The sequence below is a fragment of the Microvirga sp. KLBC 81 genome, from assembly GCF_003075415.1.
Taxonomy (GTDB): domain Bacteria; phylum Pseudomonadota; class Alphaproteobacteria; order Rhizobiales; family Beijerinckiaceae; genus Microvirga.
On the sequence record NZ_QDAH01000007.1, the window covers coordinates 131932 to 149392 of the forward strand.

17 protein-coding genes are annotated in these 17461 nt (G+C 62.6%); 10 read left to right on the top strand and 7 right to left on the bottom strand.

Annotated elements, in window-relative coordinates:
- Positions 1-69 precede the first annotated feature (69 nt).
- Positions 70-1278, bottom strand: coding sequence for an ROK family transcriptional regulator (locus DC522_RS07665; RefSeq protein ID WP_116528108.1), 1209 nt, complete (start codon positions 1276-1278; stop codon positions 70-72).
- Positions 1279-1503: 225 nt separating this feature from the next.
- On the opposite strand from DC522_RS07665, the gene xylF reads away from it, so the two are divergent.
- The 3 genes from xylF to DC522_RS07680 all read left to right on the top strand — a co-directional run bounded on the left by xylF (position 1504) and on the right by DC522_RS07680 (position 4731).
- Complete coding sequence (gene xylF, locus DC522_RS07670) at positions 1504-2550, top strand: D-xylose ABC transporter substrate-binding protein (protein WP_116528109.1); 1047 nt, start codon at positions 1504-1506, stop codon at positions 2548-2550.
- An 88-nt stretch (positions 2551-2638) separates the two neighbouring features.
- Complete coding sequence (locus DC522_RS07675) at positions 2639-3937, top strand: sugar ABC transporter permease (protein WP_116528110.1); 1299 nt, start codon at positions 2639-2641, stop codon at positions 3935-3937.
- A gap of 14 nt (positions 3938-3951) precedes the next feature.
- A complete protein-coding gene (locus DC522_RS07680) occupies positions 3952-4731 on the top strand; it encodes an ATP-binding cassette domain-containing protein (protein WP_116528111.1) in 780 nt (259 codons plus the stop codon).
- Positions 4732-4889: 158 nt separating this feature from the next.
- Here DC522_RS07680 and DC522_RS07685 read toward each other — a convergent pair whose 3' ends face one another.
- Together DC522_RS07685 and DC522_RS07690 are read right to left on the bottom strand one after the other, a co-directional pair.
- Positions 4890-6215, bottom strand: a complete 1326-nt coding sequence (locus DC522_RS07685; protein WP_245444036.1) for an MFS transporter — start codon at positions 6213-6215, stop codon at positions 4890-4892.
- A gap of 67 nt (positions 6216-6282) precedes the next feature.
- The gene (locus tag DC522_RS07690) at positions 6283-7107 is read right to left on the bottom strand and encodes an SIR2 family protein (RefSeq protein ID WP_116528112.1); all 825 of its coding nucleotides are present in this window, start codon (positions 7105-7107) and stop codon (positions 6283-6285) included.
- 137 nt (positions 7108-7244) lie between these two features.
- On the opposite strand from DC522_RS07690, the gene DC522_RS07695 reads away from it, so the two are divergent.
- Positions 7245-7817 (top strand): NUDIX hydrolase, encoded by a 573-nt coding sequence (locus DC522_RS07695; protein ID WP_205769538.1) that lies wholly within the window; start codon positions 7245-7247, stop codon positions 7815-7817.
- Here DC522_RS07695 and fghA read toward each other — a convergent pair.
- Both fghA and DC522_RS07705 read right to left on the bottom strand, forming a co-directional pair.
- Positions 7814-8656 carry an S-formylglutathione hydrolase gene (fghA, locus tag DC522_RS07700; RefSeq protein ID WP_116528113.1) on the bottom strand — a complete coding sequence of 281 codons (843 nt, stop codon included), beginning with the start codon at positions 8654-8656 and terminating at the stop codon, positions 7814-7816. The two genes, DC522_RS07695 and fghA, sit on opposite strands and share 4 nt — an antisense overlap.
- A 12-nt stretch (positions 8657-8668) precedes the next feature.
- Complete coding sequence (locus DC522_RS07705) at positions 8669-9781, bottom strand: S-(hydroxymethyl)glutathione dehydrogenase/class III alcohol dehydrogenase (RefSeq protein WP_116528114.1); 1113 nt, start codon at positions 9779-9781, stop codon at positions 8669-8671.
- Positions 9782-9922: 141 nt separating this feature from the next.
- Here DC522_RS07705 and DC522_RS07710 point away from each other — a divergent pair, with 141 nt between their 5' ends.
- Complete coding sequence (locus tag DC522_RS07710; protein WP_116528115.1) at positions 9923-10573, top strand: MBL fold metallo-hydrolase; 651 nt, start codon at positions 9923-9925, stop codon at positions 10571-10573.
- Between the two features lie 224 nt (positions 10574-10797).
- On the opposite strand, the gene DC522_RS07715 is transcribed toward DC522_RS07710, so the two are convergent.
- A complete protein-coding gene (locus DC522_RS07715) occupies positions 10798-12264 on the bottom strand; it encodes a catalase (protein WP_116528154.1) in 1467 nt (488 codons plus the stop codon).
- Positions 12265-12361: 97 nt separating this feature from the next.
- Between DC522_RS07715 and DC522_RS07720 the strand changes: the two genes are divergently transcribed.
- The 5 genes from DC522_RS07720 to DC522_RS07740 all read left to right on the top strand — a co-directional run bounded on the left by DC522_RS07720 (position 12362) and on the right by DC522_RS07740 (position 16939).
- The gene (locus tag DC522_RS07720; protein WP_116528116.1) at positions 12362-13291 is read left to right on the top strand and encodes a hydrogen peroxide-inducible genes activator; all 930 of its coding nucleotides are present in this window, start codon (positions 12362-12364) and stop codon (positions 13289-13291) included.
- Positions 13292-13327: 36 nt separating this feature from the next.
- Positions 13328-13960, top strand: coding sequence for a DsbA family protein (locus DC522_RS07725; RefSeq protein ID WP_116528117.1), 633 nt, complete (start codon positions 13328-13330; stop codon positions 13958-13960).
- A 138-nt stretch (positions 13961-14098) separates the two neighbouring features.
- A complete protein-coding gene (locus tag DC522_RS07730; protein WP_116528118.1) occupies positions 14099-14764 on the top strand; it encodes a peroxiredoxin in 666 nt (221 codons plus the stop codon).
- A gap of 106 nt (positions 14765-14870) precedes the next feature.
- The gene (locus DC522_RS07735; protein ID WP_116528119.1) at positions 14871-15797 is read left to right on the top strand and encodes an MBL fold metallo-hydrolase; all 927 of its coding nucleotides are present in this window, start codon (positions 14871-14873) and stop codon (positions 15795-15797) included.
- Positions 15798-15910: 113 nt separating this feature from the next.
- Positions 15911-16939, top strand: a complete 1029-nt coding sequence (locus DC522_RS07740) for a cysteine synthase A (RefSeq protein WP_116528120.1) — start codon at positions 15911-15913, stop codon at positions 16937-16939.
- Between the two features lie 67 nt (positions 16940-17006).
- On the opposite strand, the gene DC522_RS07745 is transcribed toward DC522_RS07740, so the two are convergent.
- A complete protein-coding gene (locus DC522_RS07745) occupies positions 17007-17447 on the bottom strand; it encodes a hypothetical protein (protein WP_116528121.1) in 441 nt (146 codons plus the stop codon).
- Positions 17448-17461 lie beyond the last annotated feature (14 nt).

Below are 17461 nucleotides of genomic sequence, written 5' to 3' on the forward strand. Positions count from 1 at the left end.
TCGTTCGTGGAGGAAATCAGCCTGCAAGAGATAGTGTTTTTGAAGGCCGATGGCTATCCCACGGTCCGTTTATGCAGCCTTGAGGCGAGCGAGGTCGAGATCGAGCTCCCGCAGGGCCTGCATCACCACGCCTTCGGTGAGAAGGTCGAGGGAGGATTCCACCACATGGATGGCCGCAAGGGCTCTCAATTCCGGGATGGTCTGCGATTCGAGGGCGGCCTCGAAGGAGGGGCGTAGGAGATCCATGGCCCGCGTGCCGGGGCCGCAGATCACGATATGGTCGGGCTCCAGCGTCTGGATCAGGATGGACACGGCATCGCCCAGGACCTCGCCAGCCTCACGGAAGAGGTTGAGGAGAGCGGGATCGCCCGCACGGGCCTGCTCCACGATGCCGCTCATGGCTTCCTCGCCCGGCAGAAGCAGGGTCGGGGCGGGCCGGTGGGCGATGAGCTGAGCATCCCGGTGCAGGGCATAGTCGGCCAGATAGGCCTCGATGCAGCCGCGCCCGCCGCAGCGGCATTGCGGCCCGCTCCGGCGAAGCCGCACATGACCGAACTCGCTGCCGCCGAAGCGCGCGCCGCGATAAAGCTCGCCCTGGATGAGAAAGCCCATGCCAACGCCATCACCGACCATCAGGCAGGCTGTACGCCCTGACCGGAAATCGGGACTGCGCTGGGCAATGGCGAAGGCCATGGCGCTGGCATCGTTCTCGATGAGGACGGGTTTGCCGAGCCGCTCGCTCAGGCCTGCCGCGAGGGGCAGGTCGCGGGTGCCGAGGACCGGGCTCCAGGCCACAACCCCGTCCCGCGTGTCCACATAGCCCTGGCAGGCAAGGCCAATGGCCTTTACATCGGCCGCGCCGGTATCCTTGGCGAAGGTGGTGATGGTCTCGGCCAGAACATCCATCAGCTCTTCGGCTCCAAGGCTCCGCAGGGGCCGCTCGATATGGCGGCTCGCCCGGTTGCGGCCGGCGCTGTCCACGAGCCTGAGCTCGATGCGGTTGAAACCGGTCCAGACGCCGATCACAGAGCCCAACGAATCGGCGAAGAACAGGCGCACCTTGGGACGGCCCCGGATGAGGCCCGAGCTCTGATCCCCGGTTTCTTCCGTCACCAGGATACCTTCGTCCAGCAGGCTTGCGGTGAGCTCCGAGACGCTGGCCGGGCTCATGCCGAGATGCTGGCCGATCTCGACCCGCGCCATGGGGCCTTCCCGGCGCAAAGCATCGAGAAGGCGCCGCCGGGCTGTTTCGCGAGGGGAGAGAGGAAGGAGGGTCATGACACCTATTAATTCACATAACGAATAAATGATCTGCGGATAAAACGGGATTCGACCAAATACTGAGAGCTTTGCCGCTTGAAGGTGGGATTGGTTGAGATAATTATTTCTCCGCTCGAAAAATAAAGCATGGCAGCGTGAGCCACGTCTGTCGATCCGGCCGGAAGAGACAGCCTGCCATGAGCACAGGGCCTTGGAGGGAAAGCCTGGCCCAGGAGGAAACCAATGTCGTTCAAGAAGCACGCTCTCATCAGCTTTGCCGCTCTGGCCCTGTCGGCCACCGCAGCCTTCGCCCAAGGCAAAGGCCCGGTCATCGGCGTCAGCTGGTCGAACTTCCAGGAAGAGCGCTGGAAGACCGACGAAGCCGCCATCAAGGCCGCCATCGAGAAGGCCGGCGGCACCTATGTCTCGGCGGATGCCCAGTCCTCGCCCGCCAAGCAGCTGACCGATATCGAAAGCCTCATCGCCCGCGGCGCCAAGGCGCTGATCGTGCTGGCCCAGGATGCGGACGCAGTCCGGCCGGCGGTCGAGAAGGCCGTGGCCGAAGGCATCGCGGTGGTGGGCTATGACCGTCTCATCGAAATCCCGCAGGCCTTCTATCTCACCTTCGACAACGTCGAGGTGGGTCGTCTCCAGGCGCGCGAAGTGTTCAAGGTGAAGCCCGAGGGCAACTACGTGTTCATCAAGGGCTCGGGCGCCGATCCGAACGCCAACTTCCTGTTCCAGGGCGCCATGGAAGTGCTCAAACCTGCTATCGACGCGGGCAAGATCAAGAACGTGGGCGAGGCCTACACGGATGGCTGGCTCCCCGCCAATGCGCAGCGGAACATGGAGCAGTTCCTCACCAAGAACAACAACAAGGTCGATGCGGTGGTCGCCGCCAATGACGGCACCGCCGGCGGCGCCATAGCGGCGCTCGCGGCTCAGGGCCTTGCAGGCTCCGTGCCGGTGTCCGGTCAGGATGCCGACAAGGCGGCCCTCAACCGCGTCGCGCTCGGCACGCAGACCGTGACCGTCTTCAAGGATGCCCGCGAACTCGGCCGCAATGCCGCTGAAATCGCGATGCAGCTCGCCGGCGGCAAGAAGCTTAACGAGATCCAGGGTGCGAAGTCCTGGAACCTGGGCCCGAAGAAGCAGAACATGACGGCTCTCTTCCTCACCCCCGTCGCGATCACGAAGGACAACCTCAACGTGGTCATCGACGCAGGCTGGGCCTCCAAGGAAGTCGTCTGCCAGGGCGTGAAGGCAGGTTCCGTGAAGGCCTGCAACTAAGATTGGCCGTGTCTTGAAATGACCTTCCCGGCAGCCGCCGCGCTGCCGGGAAGGGTATTTGTCATTGAACTTATTTCTGCGTGACGCCATGAACGCCCCTGTTGCCACAACCGCGCCGCCGCCGAGCACCGCTTCCGGCTCGTTTCTGTCGAAGCTCGAGATCGATGTCCGCATGCTCGGCATGCTCGCAGCGCTTGCCGTGATCTGGATCGGTTTCGATCTCTTGTCGGGCGGTGTCTTTCTCACCCCGCGCAATCTCTGGAACCTGTCGGTTCAAACCGCCTCCGTCGCCATCATGGCGACCGGCATGGTGCTCGTGATCGTCACGCGCAACATCGACCTCTCCGTCGGCGCAATCCTCGGCGTGGTCGGCATGATCATCGGCGTTGCACAGGTGCAGTGGTTGCCCGCCTATCTGGGCCTGGAGCATCCGCTCACCGCCCCCCTCGTGGTGCTGCTCGCGCTTCTTGTCGGCGGAGCGATCGGCCTCTTTCAGGGCTGGCTCATCGCCTATCTCGGCATTCCCTCCTTCATCGTGACACTCGGCGGGTTGCTCGTGTGGCGTGGCGCGGCCTGGTGGGTCACGACGGGACAGACCGTTGCGCCCATGGATACCCGCTTCAAGGCCTTCGGCGGTGGCGTGGAAGGTGCGCTTGGTGCGACGACCACCTGGGTTATCGCGGCCATCGCCTGCGGTCTCATCGTCATTGGACTTGGGCTTTCCCGCCGCCGCCGCCTGAGCTTCGGTTTCCCGGTACGCCCCGGCTGGGCGGACGCGGTGATTGCCGCCGTCACCTGTGGCGCAGTGCTCTCGGTAGCAGCCATCGCCAATGCCTATCCGTTGCCTGCAGGCACGGCCCGCCGCTGGGCGGAGGCCAACGGCATCGCTTGGCCTGAAGGCGGATTGTTCATTCCGCACGGCGTCGCGTTGCCGGTGCTGATTGCTGTCGTGGTCGGGCTCGTGATGACCTTCATCGCCACGCGCCGTCGCTTCGGCCGCTATGTGTTTGCCATCGGCGGCAACCCGGAAGCGGCGGAATTGTCAGGCATCAACACGCGCTGGACGCTGATGAAGGTGTTCGGCGTCATGGGGCTGCTCTGCGGCATCTCGGCCTGTATTTCCACGGCGCGCCTCAATGCGGCCACCAATGCGGCCGGCACGCTCGATGAGCTTTACGTGATCGCCTCCGCAGTCATCGGCGGCACGTCCCTCGCGGGCGGCATCGGCACCATCGCAGGAGCGATGCTGGGCGCGCTCGTCATGCAGTCGCTGCAATCGGGCATGGTGCTGCTCGGCGTCGATACGCCCCTGCAGAACATCGTCGTCGGCGCGGTGCTCGTGCTGGCCGTCTGGGTCGACGGCCTCTATCGCCGCCGCATCAAGTAAGACGGGAGCGTATCATGCAGCAGAACGGAACGACGCCTCTCGTCGCAATGCGCAACATCTCCATCGCCTTCGGCGGCATCAAGGCCGTGGACGACGTGTCCATCGACCTGCGGCCAGGCGAGGTCGTGGGGCTGCTCGGCCATAATGGCGCAGGCAAGTCGACGCTCATCAAGATTCTCTCCGGCGCCTACAAGCCGGATGCCGGCGAGATCTACGTGAACGGCGAGCAAGCAGACATCTCTACGCCTCGCGACGCCAAGCGCTACGGCATCGAGACGATCTACCAGACGCTGGCGCTCGCCGATAACATCGACGCGGCGGGCAACATCTTCCTCGGTCGTGAAGTGCTCACGCCTTACGGCACTCTCGACGATGCGACGATGGAGGCCGAAACCCGCAAAGTGATGGCGCGCCTCAATCCGCATTTTCGTCGCTTCAAGGAGCCGGTGAAGGCGCTCTCCGGCGGCCAGCGCCAGTCGGTGGCGATCGCGCGCGCGATCTACTTCAATGCGCGCGTGCTGATCATGGACGAACCCACCGCGGCTCTCGGCCCCGCCGAGACGCAGCAGGTGGCCGATCTCGTGCTGCAGCTGAAGAAGGAAGGCATCGGCATCTTCCTCATCAGCCACGACATCCACGACGTGTTCGGCCTCGCCGACCGCGTGAGCGTGATGAAGAACGGCAAGCTCGTGGGCTCCGCCAACGTGCAGGACGTCACGCAGGACGAAGTGCTCGGCATGATCATCCTCGGCAAGTGCCCGCCTGGCGCAACGCCGGGGCCGGGCGCGAGCTAAGCCCTTCAAGTCGTCCCGGGGCTGCGCAGCAGAACCCGGGATCGTGTAGTGGACGTTCTCCACGTCATGGCCGGGCTTGTCCCGGCCATCCCAACACAGAAAAGCGCAGCGCTTCACCCATCGGGATCACCGGCACAAGGCCGGTGATGACAAGGGAGTCAAGCCCGCGATCCCGCAGCCATGGGAGCGGCAGCCCCTTCTTCCGCTTCTTCCTTCTGCCGCACCGTCTCCATCGTATCCCGCCGCACGATCAGGCAGAGGATCACGAGCGGGATGCCGAGCGCCGCCGTGCCGGTGAACAGAAGCGGATAGCCGTAAGAATCCACCACGGCGCCGGAGGCGCCGCCGATGAGCTTTCCGGGCAGCGCGTAAAGTGAGCTCAGAAGCGCATATTGAGTGGCTGCAAATCCCGGTGAGGTGAGGCCCGACATGTAGGCGACGAGCGCCGCGCCCGCGAAGCCTTGGGCGAAGTTGTCGATGCTGATGGTGAGCGTGAGTCCCGTGAGGGTGGCATTGCCGGCCGCGAGCCAGGAGAACATCACGTTTGATCCGGCCGCAATCGCCGCACCGATCAAAAGGCTCCACCAGAGGCCGAGACGGGTGAGCGCGAGACCGCCGGCGAAGGCGCCGATGATGCCGATCCACACGCCATAGAGCTTGGAAATATTGGCGATGTCGGCCTTCGAGAAGCCGAGATCGATGTAAAGCGGGTTTGCCATGATCCCAGCCATGAAATCGGGCAAGCGATAGCAGGCGATCAGCGCCAGGATTGGAATCAGCATCATCCGCTTGCGCTGGAAGAGATCGGCCAGAGGTTCGACGATGGCTTGGGCGAAGGGGATGTTCTGGCGGACCTGCACTTCATCGATGCGCGGCGCAAGCAAGGTGCCGACAAGGCCGACGCCCATGAGGGCAGCCATGGAGAGATAGGCAGCAGGCCAGTTCACAAGCTCGGCGATATAGAGCGCGCCCGCGCCGGCGCAGAGAAGGGCCAGACGATAGCCGAGCTGGAGGCTTGCCGCCATCATGCCCTGTCGTTCGGTGGGAGCGGCATCGATGCGCCAGCCGTCGATCACCACATCCTGCGTGGCCGAGAAGAAGGCGATCATCACGGCGGAGAGGACGGTCAGCGCCATGCTGACCTGCGGCCCCGTCACGGCCATGCCGATGAGGCTCGCGATCACGCCGAGCTGCGCCAGCACCATCCAGCCGCGGCGGCGGCCCAGCAAGCGCGCCAGAACCGGGACGTCATAGCGGTCGACGACAGGTGCCCAGAGGAACTTGAAGGAATAGGCCAGGCCCACCCAGCTCATGAGGCCGATGATCGTGAGCGAGATGCCGGCTTCCCTGAGCCATGTGGAGAGCGTGCTGAACACGAGCAGGAAGGGGAGCCCCGAGGAAAAGCCCAAGGGCAGCATGAGCGCGATGCGCCCGTCGGTCAGGAGATCGGTCAGCGAGAGACGGCGTTTGGTCGTGGTGGCCATGAAGCTGCTTGGAAATCAGGTGTGCGTAAGAGGCGCCACATTGGCACAAGGAGCCAGGGATGCAAAATCAGACGCCTTCCTCTTCCTGCTCGACCGCCTTGCAAAGCTTGGTCAGAAAGGTCTCGAGCGCTTCTTCGGGCGGGCAGTCCTTTTCCATGAGAACGCGCAGGCCCCATTGCTCCAGAACCGCATGCTCCACCGGATTCGGACGCAGCATGAAGACGTAGGATTGCGGTCGGTCGCGCTCGTAGCCAGATCCGGCCCAGGTCTTCCAGAGCCGGTGCAGCAGGAAGCGGATGTTGAGATCCGTCATGCTGTAGCCGATGAACAGGATGGTCTTGCCGAGCGAATCCGAGCGGAACTTGATGTCGAGGGGGGATTCGAAGGAGAGACGGTCGAGATAGTCGGTTTCGGCGATCACGATGGAATCATCGTCGTCGAAATCGCCATGATACTTCACGATCTGCGGCACGCCCTCGCGGATGCGGGCGATGTCCTTGGCGTTGACGATCTTCACGTAATCCTTGTCCTGGAGGTCGAAGGCGGTCTCCAGGTTCCGGTCGAAATTCGTCGTGTAGATGATCGGGAAGTCGAGCTTGCAGATGAGCTCGTGGACCTTGGATTTCTTCAGCTTCTCTTCCGGCAGCGTCCAGTGCCGGTCCATCCAGCTGCGAAGGGGCCCGATGCTGCCCTGCCTGATCCGGTAGAATTCGGCGAGCGTCAGATAGTTGAGGTCGGTTCCATTGAACCTCGACAGGTCGATGTCGAGTTCCTCCGCGATATGCTCGATCAGGGTGCTCCAGGAGGGCAGCCCCACGGTCATCGATACGCCTGCCCCGGCAAAGAGAATGGCCTGACGCTTCCTGATGGCCCTGACCAGATCTTCCTGCACGTGAAACGCTCCTCGTGACGAACTCCTGTCGATAACGCCTCAGATCGCCTCTCGGGCTCATCAGGCGCGATGGATAAGTTTAAGCGTTTCGTGTGTTGTCTGCAGGATGAGGCCCGTGAAACACGAGAGGACCGGACGTGACAGCCTACCGGATCAAGCAGATCGATACCGTCTATGAGGGGTGGCGCAAGATTCTCAAAATGACCGTCCAGATGCCGGACGGGCGGACCATGATCCGCGAGGTCCTCAACAGCGGCGATGCCGCCGCCGTGCTGCCCTACGATCTGGAACGGCGCAAGGTGATCCTCATTCGGCAGTTCCGCGCGCCTGTGATGCATATCGAGGGACACCCGGATTTCCTGGAGGCTGTGGCGGGCTTGCTCGACGGGGACGAGCCTGACATTTGCGCCCGGCGCGAGACCATGGAGGAGGCGGGCATCCGGGTCGATCGCCTGGAGCATTTGGGCCATTTCTGGTCGGCACCCGGGATCACCACGGAGCGGCTGCACCTCTTCCTCGCGCCCTACACCGAGGCTGATCGGGTTGGCGAGGGCGGCGGGCTTGCGCACGAGCACGAGGACATCGAGGTGCTGGAAGTGAGCTTCGAGGAATTGGCTGGCCTCATTGCCTCCAACACCATCGCCGACATGAAGACCATGATCCTCGTGCAGGCGCTTCAGATGAAGCACCCGCAAGCCTTCGAGGTTTAATCGAGGCGCTCGGCGTGCCAGCGCAGGTGATCCTCGATGAAGCTGGCGATGAAGAAGTAGGAGTGATCGTAGCCTTCCTGGCGGCGCAGGGTGAGCGGTTGCCCGGCCCCGGCGCACGCCTCTTCCAGGAACTGCGGCTTCAGCTGGCTTTCCAGGAAGCTGTCGGCGGTGCCCTGATCGACGAGGATATCGGGCACGCGCGCGCCGCTCTCGATGAGCGCACAGGCATCGTATTCGCGCCAGGCGGACCGTTCGGCGCCGATATAGTTCGACAGCGCTTTTTCGCCCCAGGGGCAGTTCATGGGCGAGGCGATGGGCGCGAAGGCTGATACGGCTTTGAAGCGACCGGGATTGCGGAGCGCAATCGTGAGCGCACCATGCCCGCCCATGGAATGGCCGGTGATGCCCTGCCGCTCCATGTCGGCCGGCAGGTTCTCGGCGATCAGCGCCGGCAATTCGCGCTCGATATAGGAGCGCATGCGGTAGTTCTTCGCCCAGGGTTCCTGCGTGGCGTCAACATAGAAGCCTGCGCCAAGGCCGAAATCGTAGGCACCTCCTGGGTCGTCCGGCACGCCCTCGCCGCGCGGGCTCGTGTCCGGCGCGATGAGGATGAGGCCAAGCTCCGAGGCCACGCGCTGCGCGCCGGCTTTGACGGTGAAGTTCTCTTCCGTGCAGGTCAGCCCCGAGAGAAACCACACCACCGGCACTCTGCCCTTTGCGGCCTGCGGCGGAATGTAGGCCGCAAGCCGCATGGGCGTGCCCGTCTCGTCCGAGATGTGGCGATAGACGAACTGCGTGCCGCCAAAGCAGCGCGATTGCGAGACGATCTCGAAGCTCATGCGTGTCACCGATCAGTAGACGATGACGGAGCGGATCGACTTGCCTTCATGCATGAGATCGAAAGCGGTGTTGATCTCATCCAGCGGCATTGTGTGGGTGATCAGATCGTCGATATTGATCTTGCCCTCCATGTACCAGTCCACGATCTTCGGCACATCCGTGCGTCCGCGCGCGCCACCGAAGGCCGTGCCCTTCCACACACGGCCGGTGACGAGCTGGAATGGACGCGTCGAGATTTCCTTGCCGGCTTCCGCCACGCCGATGATGATGCTCTCGCCCCAGCCGCGATGACAGCATTCGAGCGCCTGGCGCATCACATCCGTGTTGCCGGTGGCATCGAACGAGAAATCCGCGCCGCCACCGGTGAGATCGACGATCGCCTGCACCACCTTGTCGTTGCCGATGTCCTTCGGATTGATGAAATCGGTCATGCCGAACTTCTCGGCCATGGCGCGCTTGGCCGGATTGATGTCGACGCCGATGATCTTGTCCGCGCCCACCATGCGGGCGCCCTGGATCACGTTGAGGCCGATGCCGCCGAGGCCGAACACCACCACATTCGCGCCGGGCCACACCTTCGCCGTGTAGATCACCGCGCCGATGCCGGTGGTGACGCCGCAGCCGATGTAGCAGATCTTGTCGAAGGGCGCGTCCTCACGCACTTTCGCGAGCGCGATTTCCGGCAGCACCGTGAAATTCGCGAAGGTCGAGCAGCCCATGTAGTGGAACACGGTTTCGCCATCGCAGCGGAAGCGCGAGGTGCCATCCGGCATGAGGCCCTGGCCCTGCGTGGAGCGGATGGCGGTGCAGAGATTGGTGCGGCGCGACAGGCAGGATTTGCAGTTGCGGCATTCGGGCGTGTAGAGCGGGATCACATGATCGCCGGGCTTCAGCGTCGTCACGCCGGGGCCGACCTCGCGCACGATGCCCGCGCCCTCATGGCCGAGAATGGCCGGGAACTTGCCCTCGGAATCGAGCCCCGAGAGGGTATAGGCGTCGGTGTGGCAGACGCCCGTCGCCATCACTTCCACCAGAACCTCGCCCGGCTTGGGGCCCTCGATGCGGATGGTCTCGATGGTGAGCGGCTTGCCAGCCTCCCATGCGACGGCGGCCCTGGTTTCCATGCTCGTTCTCCCAATGCGATTCGATGACGGACTATGTGAACGGGCTTCGCGCTAGGTCAATCGAAGTCTGCTCCATATTCCGGGCTTTCCAGAAAAGTCGGCCGATCATATGTGTTCCTCTGACAAAGAGAGGATCAGCCCGTGCCCAATGTTCGCGCCGCCATCATTCCCGTCACCCCGTTCCAGCAGAATTGCACGTTATTGTGGTGCGAGAAGACCAAGAAGGCGGCGGTGATCGATCCCGGCGGCGATCTGGAGCGCATTCGCGATGCCATCGCGCAGAGCGGCGTGAGCGTGGAGAAAATCATTCTCACCCATGGCCATATCGATCATGCAGCGGGTGCGGCAGAGCTGCGCGAGGCGCTTGGGGTCATGATCGAGGGCCCACACGAGGCGGATGACTTCCTGCTTCAGCGACTGGCCGAGCAGGGGCAGGCTTATGGGATCCCTGCGCGCCCGGTCACGCCGGATCGCTGGCTCAAAGATGGCGACACGGTGACGGTCGGCGACCTCACTCTCGATGTCCTCCATTGCCCCGGTCATTCGCCGGGCAGCGTCGTGCTGGTTTCGAAAGCGGAGCGCTTTGCCATCGTGGGCGATGTGATCTTCCAAGGCTCGGTCGGCCGCGTGGATCTTCCCGGCGGCGACGGCAAGGCGCTGATCCGCTCGATCAAGGACAAGCTCCTGCCGCTCGGCGACGACATCGCCTTCATCTGCGGCCACGGCCCCATGAGCACGCTCGGCCAGGAGCGGCAGACCAATCCCTTCCTTCAGGGTGAGGGGCTTCTTTGAGGTTTCCCCTTGTCATTCCGGGGCGAGCGAAGCGAGAGCCCGGAACCCATAACCGTCAACATCGCAGAAGGAAGCGATGAGCGTACCGCTTTCTTCTGTGTCGTCGTGGATATGGGTTCCGGGCTCGGCTCTACGAGCCGCCCCGGAATGACAATGTAAGAATCGAAAAAACCGGCCCGGGATTGCTCCCGGGCCGTTCCGTTTTGCCCCTACGGCTTGTTGTTTTATTCCGCCGCCTGGATCAGCACGGCGCCCTTCAGGCCCATGCGGTCGGCAACGCCGAGGCCGTAGGCCTTGTCGGCGAGATAGAAGTGCACGATCTGGCGCTTCACGATCTCCTCTGGCACGCCCTGCATCGCTTCCGCGATGTTGTCCATGAGCCGGTTCTGCTCCTCCGGCGTCATGAGGCGGAAGAGATTGCCCGGCTGCGTGTAGTCGTCATTGCCGGCGCGGTGATCGTAACGATCCGCATTGCCCGAGATCTTGAGCGGCGGCTCGGCGGCGCGAGCGGTCTGGACCGGGCCGTTGAAGGAGTTCGGCTCGTAATAGGCATCGCCCCGGTTCGGGATGTCGAAGAGCATCGAGCCATCCGCATGATAGTGATGGACCGGGCAGCGCGGACGGTTCACCGGCAGCGCCTCATAATGGGTGCCGACGCGATAGCGGTGCGCATCCGCATAAGCGAAGATCCGGCCCTGCAGCATCTTGTCGGGCGAGAAGCCGATGCCCGGCACGATGTTCGACGGCGAGAACGAGGACTGTTCCACCTCAGCGAAGTAGTGCTGGGCATTGCGGTTGAGTTCGAGAATGCCGACCTCGATCAGCGGATAATCCGCATGCGGCCACACCTTCGTGACGTCGAACGGATTGTAGGAGGTCTTCTCCGCATCCGTCTCCGGCATGATCTGCACGCAGAACTTCCAGCGCGGGAAATCGCCGCCTTCGATGGCCTCATAAAGATCGCGCTGGGCGCTCTCGCGATCCTTGGCGACCACGGCCTCGGCCTCGCGGTTCGTCCAGGTCTTGATGCCCTGCATGGACTTGAAGTGGAACTTCACCCAGAAGCGCTCACCCGCCTCGTTGATGAAGGAATAGGTGTGCGAGCCGAAGCCGTGCATGAAGCGGTAGCCCTGGGGCAGGCCGCGATCCGAGAACAGGATCGTCACCTGGTGCAGGCTCTCGGGGCTGAGCGACCAGAAATCCCACATGGCTTTCGGCGAACGCAGGTTGGTCGAGGGATGGCGCTTCTGCGTGCGGATGAAGTCGGGGAACTTCAGCGGGTCGCGGATGAAGAACACGGGCGTGTTGTTGCCCACGATGTCCCAGTTGCCCTCTTCTGTGTAGACCTTCAGGGCAAAGCCACGCACGTCGCGCTCGGCATCCGCCGCGCCGCGCTCGCCGGCGACGGTGGAGAAGCGCAGGAAGATCTCCGTCGCCTTGCCGATTTCGGAGAACACCTTCGCCTTGGAATACTTGGTGATGTCGTTGGTGATGGTGAGCGTGCCGTAAGCCGCCGAGCCCTTGGCATGCACCACGCGCTCCGGAATGCGCTCGCGGTTCTGGTGGGCCAGCTTTTCGATCAGCTGGTAATCCTGCAGCAGCAAGGGGCCGCGCTCGCCGGCCGACAGGCTGTTCTGGTTGTCGGCAATCGGCGCACCGGCCGTGGTCGTCAGTGTCGTTGTCTTTGTCATGGTCGTCCCCATTGAGTGGGGCGTAAGATGCCGATGACGATTGATAAGGTCCAATTATATTGATTACAAAGTGTGATCAGATATTCTTATCGGCGTTATGGTCACATTGCGGCAGTTACGATATTTCGACGCGTTGGCGCGCACCCGGCATTTCGGCATGGCCGCCGATCAATGCGCCGTGACGCAGCCTGCGCTCTCCATGCAGATCAAGGAGCTCGAGCGGGAGCTTGGCCTCGAACTCGTCGAGCGGCGCGGCAATTCTGTTGTTCTGACGCGGGCAGGACAGGAGATTGCCGAACGGGCCGAGGCGATCCTGGGTCAGGTGCGCGAATTGTCGGAGCTTGCGTGCCAGCATCAGGGGGTGCTCTCCGGCCCCATGCGGCTTGGCATCATTCCCTCCGTGGCGCCCTATCTCCTGCCTGCGATCCTCACAGAGGTTGAGAGGCAATATCCGAAACTCGATTTGCAGATCCGCGAGACGCAGACCGACATGCTGGTGGACGAGCTCTCACGCGGCGATCTCGATGCCGTGCTGATCGCGCTGCCTGTGCAGAATGCGCAGCTGGAATCGATGCCGCTCTTCGATGATCGCTTTCTCGTCGCCGTGCAGGCCCAGGCCGCCGATCAATGGGCGTCCAAGGACGTGCTTGAATGGATCGGGCAGGAGCGCCTGCTCCTGCTGGAGGAGGGGCATTGCCTGCGCGATCAGGCGCTTCACTATTGCCAGATCGCCAACATGCAGGCGCGCAAAGCCCTCGGTGCCGCCTCGCTCACCACCATCATGCAGATGGTGGCGGCAGGCCATGGCATCACGCTTCTGCCGGAGCTGTGTGCTGCGACGGAGGTCGACCGCAAGCGCGTTGCGCTCATCCCGTTCCCAGAGAATCCTCCCATCCGCACGCTGGGCCTCGTCTGGCGACGGACGTCGGGACGGAAGAAGGATTTTTCCGCACTCGGCGATCTCATCAAGACAGTCAGACAGAACGACCAAGGCACGGAGAAAGCCTCTGGCGCGTTGGAGCAGTGAGATGGTTTTTCACCGCTCTGGATCAGGAGAGCCGAGATGATCAGAGAGAATCCAATTCAGATCGTGGTCTGGAGCGACTATGTCTGCCCCTTCTGCTACCTGGAGCGGCCTGTTCTCGAGCGCATCCAGAAGGAGCTTGGCGATAATGTGCAGATCGATTGGCGCTCCTTCGAGCTTCGTCCGGAGCCGGAGCCGACGCTCGATCCGAATGCGGAATATCTCCACCGCGTCTGGAACCAGTCCGTTTACCCGATGGCTCAGGATCGCGGCCTGACATTGAAGCTGCCGCCGGTTCAGCCGCGCAGCCGCAAGGCTCATGAAGCAGCCGAGTTCGCGCGCGATGGAGGCCGGATCGATGCCATGAACAAAGCTCTTTTCAAGGCTTTCTTCGAGCAGGGGCGCGATCTCGCCGATATCGAAATCCTGCTCGATATCGGCCGGTCCGTCGGCCTGGATCCAGAGGATCTCCGCGAGGCTCTCGTCAGCGGGCGCTATACTCAGAGAGTTCTCGATGATGAGCACTTGGCACGCCAGATCGGCATTTCCGGCGTTCCTGCCCTTGTCATCAGCGCGGGCCATCAGGCCTATCTCGTTTCCGGCGCTCAGCCCTATGAGACGGTGAAGGATGTCATAGCCTCCGCCACAGGCGAGAAGAAGCCCGCAACCTAGTTCGATCCCTTCAGGAAGCCAGAAGCTGCCGAACCATGCAGGCCTTCTGCATGGGCGGGAACGAGGCTGTCAGCCTGCCGTGCTTATGCTATATTTCGAATTCTCTTCACGAGCGCAGGCTCAGCCAGGGAGGTTCTCATGGCGCTCCAGCTTGGCGATGTAGCACCGGACTTCGAAGCCGACACTACGGAAGGGCGTATTCGCTTCCATGACTGGATTGGCGATTCGTGGTGCGTGCTCTTCTCGCACCCGAAGGATTTTACACCTGTCTGCACGACCGAACTCGGCTACATGGCCAGGATCAAGCCAGAGTTTGATCAGCGCAACGTCAAGATCATCGGGTTGAGTGTCGATCCCGTCGATAACCACGCCAGATGGGCGTCCGACATCAAGGAGACTCAGGGGCATGCCCCCAATTATCCGATGATTGGCGATTCCGACCTGCGGATCTCCAAGCTCTATGGAATGCTCCCGGCGAGCACGAGCGGTACATCCGAAGGGCGTACGCCCGTCGACAATCAGACGGTGCGCAACGTCTTCGTCATCGGTCCCGACAAAAAGATCAAGCTGATCCTTGTTTACCCCATGACGACGGGCCGCAACTTCGACGAGGTCCTCCGGGTCATCGACTCGCTCCAGCTGACGGCAAAGCACAGGGTGGCAACCCCTGTGAACTGGAAGCAGGGTGAGGATGTCATCATCGCGGGTTCTGTATCGGATGATGAAGCCAAGAAGCTCTATCCCGAAGGTTGGAAGGCTCCGAAGCCCTATATGCGCATCGTGCCTCAGCCCGGTACCCGGTGAGCGCCCGGTTCACCGCCGGACGTGAATTGTCGGGGGTGACAATCCTGGCGCTCGATGGAGAGCCCGGGACGGGTCATCGTCTGGACACCTTTTCAGAGGAGCGCCAATGACGAGCATAGAGGCTCCCCCGCATTCTGCTGCCGAGAGGCAGGCATTGGAGCCGCATGTTGCGGCGTTCTTCGAGCGCCGCACCTGCAGCATCCAATATATCGTCGCCGATACGGCCACGGGAGAATGCGCCGTCATCGACCCCGTTCTCGACTACGACGAAAAATCCGGATCGATCGCCACCCATTCGGCGGACCAGCTTCTCCAGCACATTTCCGAGCAGAAGCTGACTCCCACATGGATTCTGGACACGCATCCTCACGCCGATCATCTGTCCGCAGCAGATTACCTGAAGCGGAAAACAGGGGCTCGGACCGGGATCGGAGCGAAGGTCGTCGATGTCCAGAAGCTCTGGAAAGACCTGTACAATCTGCCGGATCATTTCCCGACCGATGGCTCGCAATGGGACCGCCTGTTCGCGGATGGAGATCGGTTTCGGATCGGCGCATTGGAGGCGGAGGTCCTGTTCTCTCCGGGGCACACGCTTGCGTCGATCACGTATGTCGTCGGCGGTGCAGCCTTCGTTCATGACACCCTGCTGATGCCGGACTATGGCACCGCCCGATGCGACTTTCCCGGCGGCAGCGCGGGACAATTGTGGCGAACGATCCAACGCATCCTGTCCCTGCCGGACGATACCCGCCTCTTCGTGGGGCATGATTATATGCCGGGCGGCCGCGCGCCGGCCTGGGAGAGCACCGTCGGCGATCAGCGATCCCGCAACGTTCACCTCCTGCAGGCACCAAGCGAGGAGCGTTTCGTGGAGTTCCGCCAGGCGCGTGACGCGACGCTGCCCATGCCGAAGCTGATCCTTCACGCGCTTCAGGTGAACATCGCTGCCGGCCGGCTGCCCGAGCCTGAAGGGAATGGCCAGCGTTATCTGAAGATCCCACTTGACGCTCTCCCAGGAGTGCGGTGGGACTAGCGCATCGTGCGGAAAAGTAGACCCGGTTTTCCGTAATCAACGATGATCAGACCCCGCTTTGCACGGCATCGGCCCATGCTGAGCATGCAACCATGCAGTAGGAGAGATATACGATGATCCATCATGGGATCGTGGATGCGATCGGCAACACGCCTTTGATCAAGCTCCGTCGCGCGTCCGAACTGACGGGATGCACGATCCTGGGCAAGGCCGAGTTCATGAATCCCGGCCAGTCCGTCAAGGACCGGGCCGCGCTCTTCATCGTCCAGGATGCGGTCAGGCGCGGTGCGCTCCGGCCGGGTGGCGTCATCGTCGAGGGGACCGCCGGCAATACCGGCATCGGTCTTGCGCTCGTGGGAAACGCGTTGGGCTATCGCACGGTGATCGTGATCCCCGAGACGCAGACCCAGGAGAAGAAAGACATGCTGCGGCTTGCGGGCGCCGAACTCATCGAAGTGCCCGCCGTGCCCTATGCCAATCCGAACAACTATGTGAAGGTCTCGGGCCGTCTCGCCGAGCGCCTCGCTGCCTCCGAGCCGAACGGGGCGATCTGGGCCAACCAGTTCGACAATGTCGCTAACCGGCAGGGGCATGTGGAGACGACCGGCCCCGAAATTTGGGACCAGACGGAAGGCAAGGTCGACGGTTTCATCTGCGCCGTCGGCACCGGTGGCACGCTGGCGGGCGTCGGCATGGCGTTGAAGGCGCGCAATCCCAAGATCACGATCGGCCTCGCTGACCCAATGGGTGCTGCGCTCTACAGCTACTACACGACCGGCGAGCTGAAGGCGACGGGCTCATCCATTACGGAAGGCATCGGCCAGGGCCGCATCACGAAGAATCTGGAAGATGCGCCCATCGATGTGGCGTTCCAGGTTCCCGACGAAGAGGCGCTTCCGATCATCTTCGATCTGTTGGAGCATGAAGGCCTGTGCCTGGGCGGATCGTCGGGCATCAATGTGGCAGGCGCGATCCGCCTCGCCCGTCATCTCGGCCCGGGACATACGATTGTGACGGTGCTGTGCGACTATGGCACGCGCTATCAATCCAAGCTCTTCAACCCGGCCTTCCTGCGCGAGAAAAATCTTCCTGTGCCTGAGTGGCTGGAGCGCGAGAGCAATATCGATCCGGGTCTCGTGTAGGAGCACGAAAAACAAACGCTGCGTCTGAGCAGTCGGACGCAGCGTCAGATTTTGGAAAATGGGTCTGTTAAGCAGCGGACGGCGTGCTCGTGTCCGTCGTCTCGCTCTCCTCCGGGCGCGACTGATGCGAGCGCGAGAGATTGACCGGCGGACGTGCGGTCTGTCCCGGCTGGGCTGCTCTTCCAGGAGCGATGACGTTCTGAAGATCCGCCTGAATGCTGTCGAGAAGATCGATCATCCACATCTCGCTCGTATCGACCTTGTCCCGCAAGGCTGATTTCGCGATGTCGACCTTCGCCGAAATTTCCATCGGGTTGCGGGATGGCAGCGTGCTGAAATCCTGCTCGACGCTTGCGAGCTCGACCAGAAGCTCATCGCGCAGAGCACGCTGCTCCTCGGCGGTGATCAACGGCGAATTCAGCATGCCGCGCAGGGCTGCCCAGCGCAGGCCGAGAGCGCTCACGGATTGCATGCCGCTGAGTTCTGAGAGTTTCTGATTTTCGGCCACGGGATCATCCTTCC

Excerpts from the sequence above, each read along its gene's own strand:
- DC522_RS07680 (WP_116528111.1), top strand. The coding sequence starts at position 3,952 with ATGCAGCAGAACGGAACGACGCCTCTCGTCGCAATGCGCAACATCTCC.
- DC522_RS07735 (WP_116528119.1), top strand. The coding sequence starts at position 14,871 with ATGACGAGCATAGAGGCTCCCCCGCATTCTGCTGCCGAGAGGCAGGCA.
- DC522_RS07675 (WP_116528110.1), top strand. The coding sequence starts at position 2,639 with ATGAACGCCCCTGTTGCCACAACCGCGCCGCCGCCGAGCACCGCTTCC.
- fghA (WP_116528113.1), bottom strand. The coding sequence starts at position 8,656 with ATGAGCTTCGAGATCGTCTCGCAATCGCGCTGCTTTGGCGGCACGCAG.
- DC522_RS07720 (WP_116528116.1), top strand. The coding sequence starts at position 12,362 with ATGGTCACATTGCGGCAGTTACGATATTTCGACGCGTTGGCGCGCACC.
- DC522_RS07665 (WP_116528108.1), bottom strand. The coding sequence starts at position 1,278 with ATGACCCTCCTTCCTCTCTCCCCTCGCGAAACAGCCCGGCGGCGCCTT.
- DC522_RS07740 (WP_116528120.1), top strand. The coding sequence starts at position 15,911 with ATGATCCATCATGGGATCGTGGATGCGATCGGCAACACGCCTTTGATC.
- DC522_RS07725 (WP_116528117.1), top strand. The coding sequence starts at position 13,328 with ATGATCAGAGAGAATCCAATTCAGATCGTGGTCTGGAGCGACTATGTC.
- xylF (WP_116528109.1), top strand. The coding sequence starts at position 1,504 with ATGTCGTTCAAGAAGCACGCTCTCATCAGCTTTGCCGCTCTGGCCCTG.
- DC522_RS07685 (WP_245444036.1), bottom strand. The coding sequence starts at position 6,215 with ATGGCCACCACGACCAAACGCCGTCTCTCGCTGACCGATCTCCTGACC.
- DC522_RS07715 (WP_116528154.1), bottom strand. The coding sequence starts at position 12,264 with ATGACAAAGACAACGACACTGACGACCACGGCCGGTGCGCCGATTGCC.
- DC522_RS07730 (WP_116528118.1), top strand. The coding sequence starts at position 14,099 with ATGGCGCTCCAGCTTGGCGATGTAGCACCGGACTTCGAAGCCGACACT.
- DC522_RS07705 (WP_116528114.1), bottom strand. The coding sequence starts at position 9,781 with ATGGAAACCAGGGCCGCCGTCGCATGGGAGGCTGGCAAGCCGCTCACC.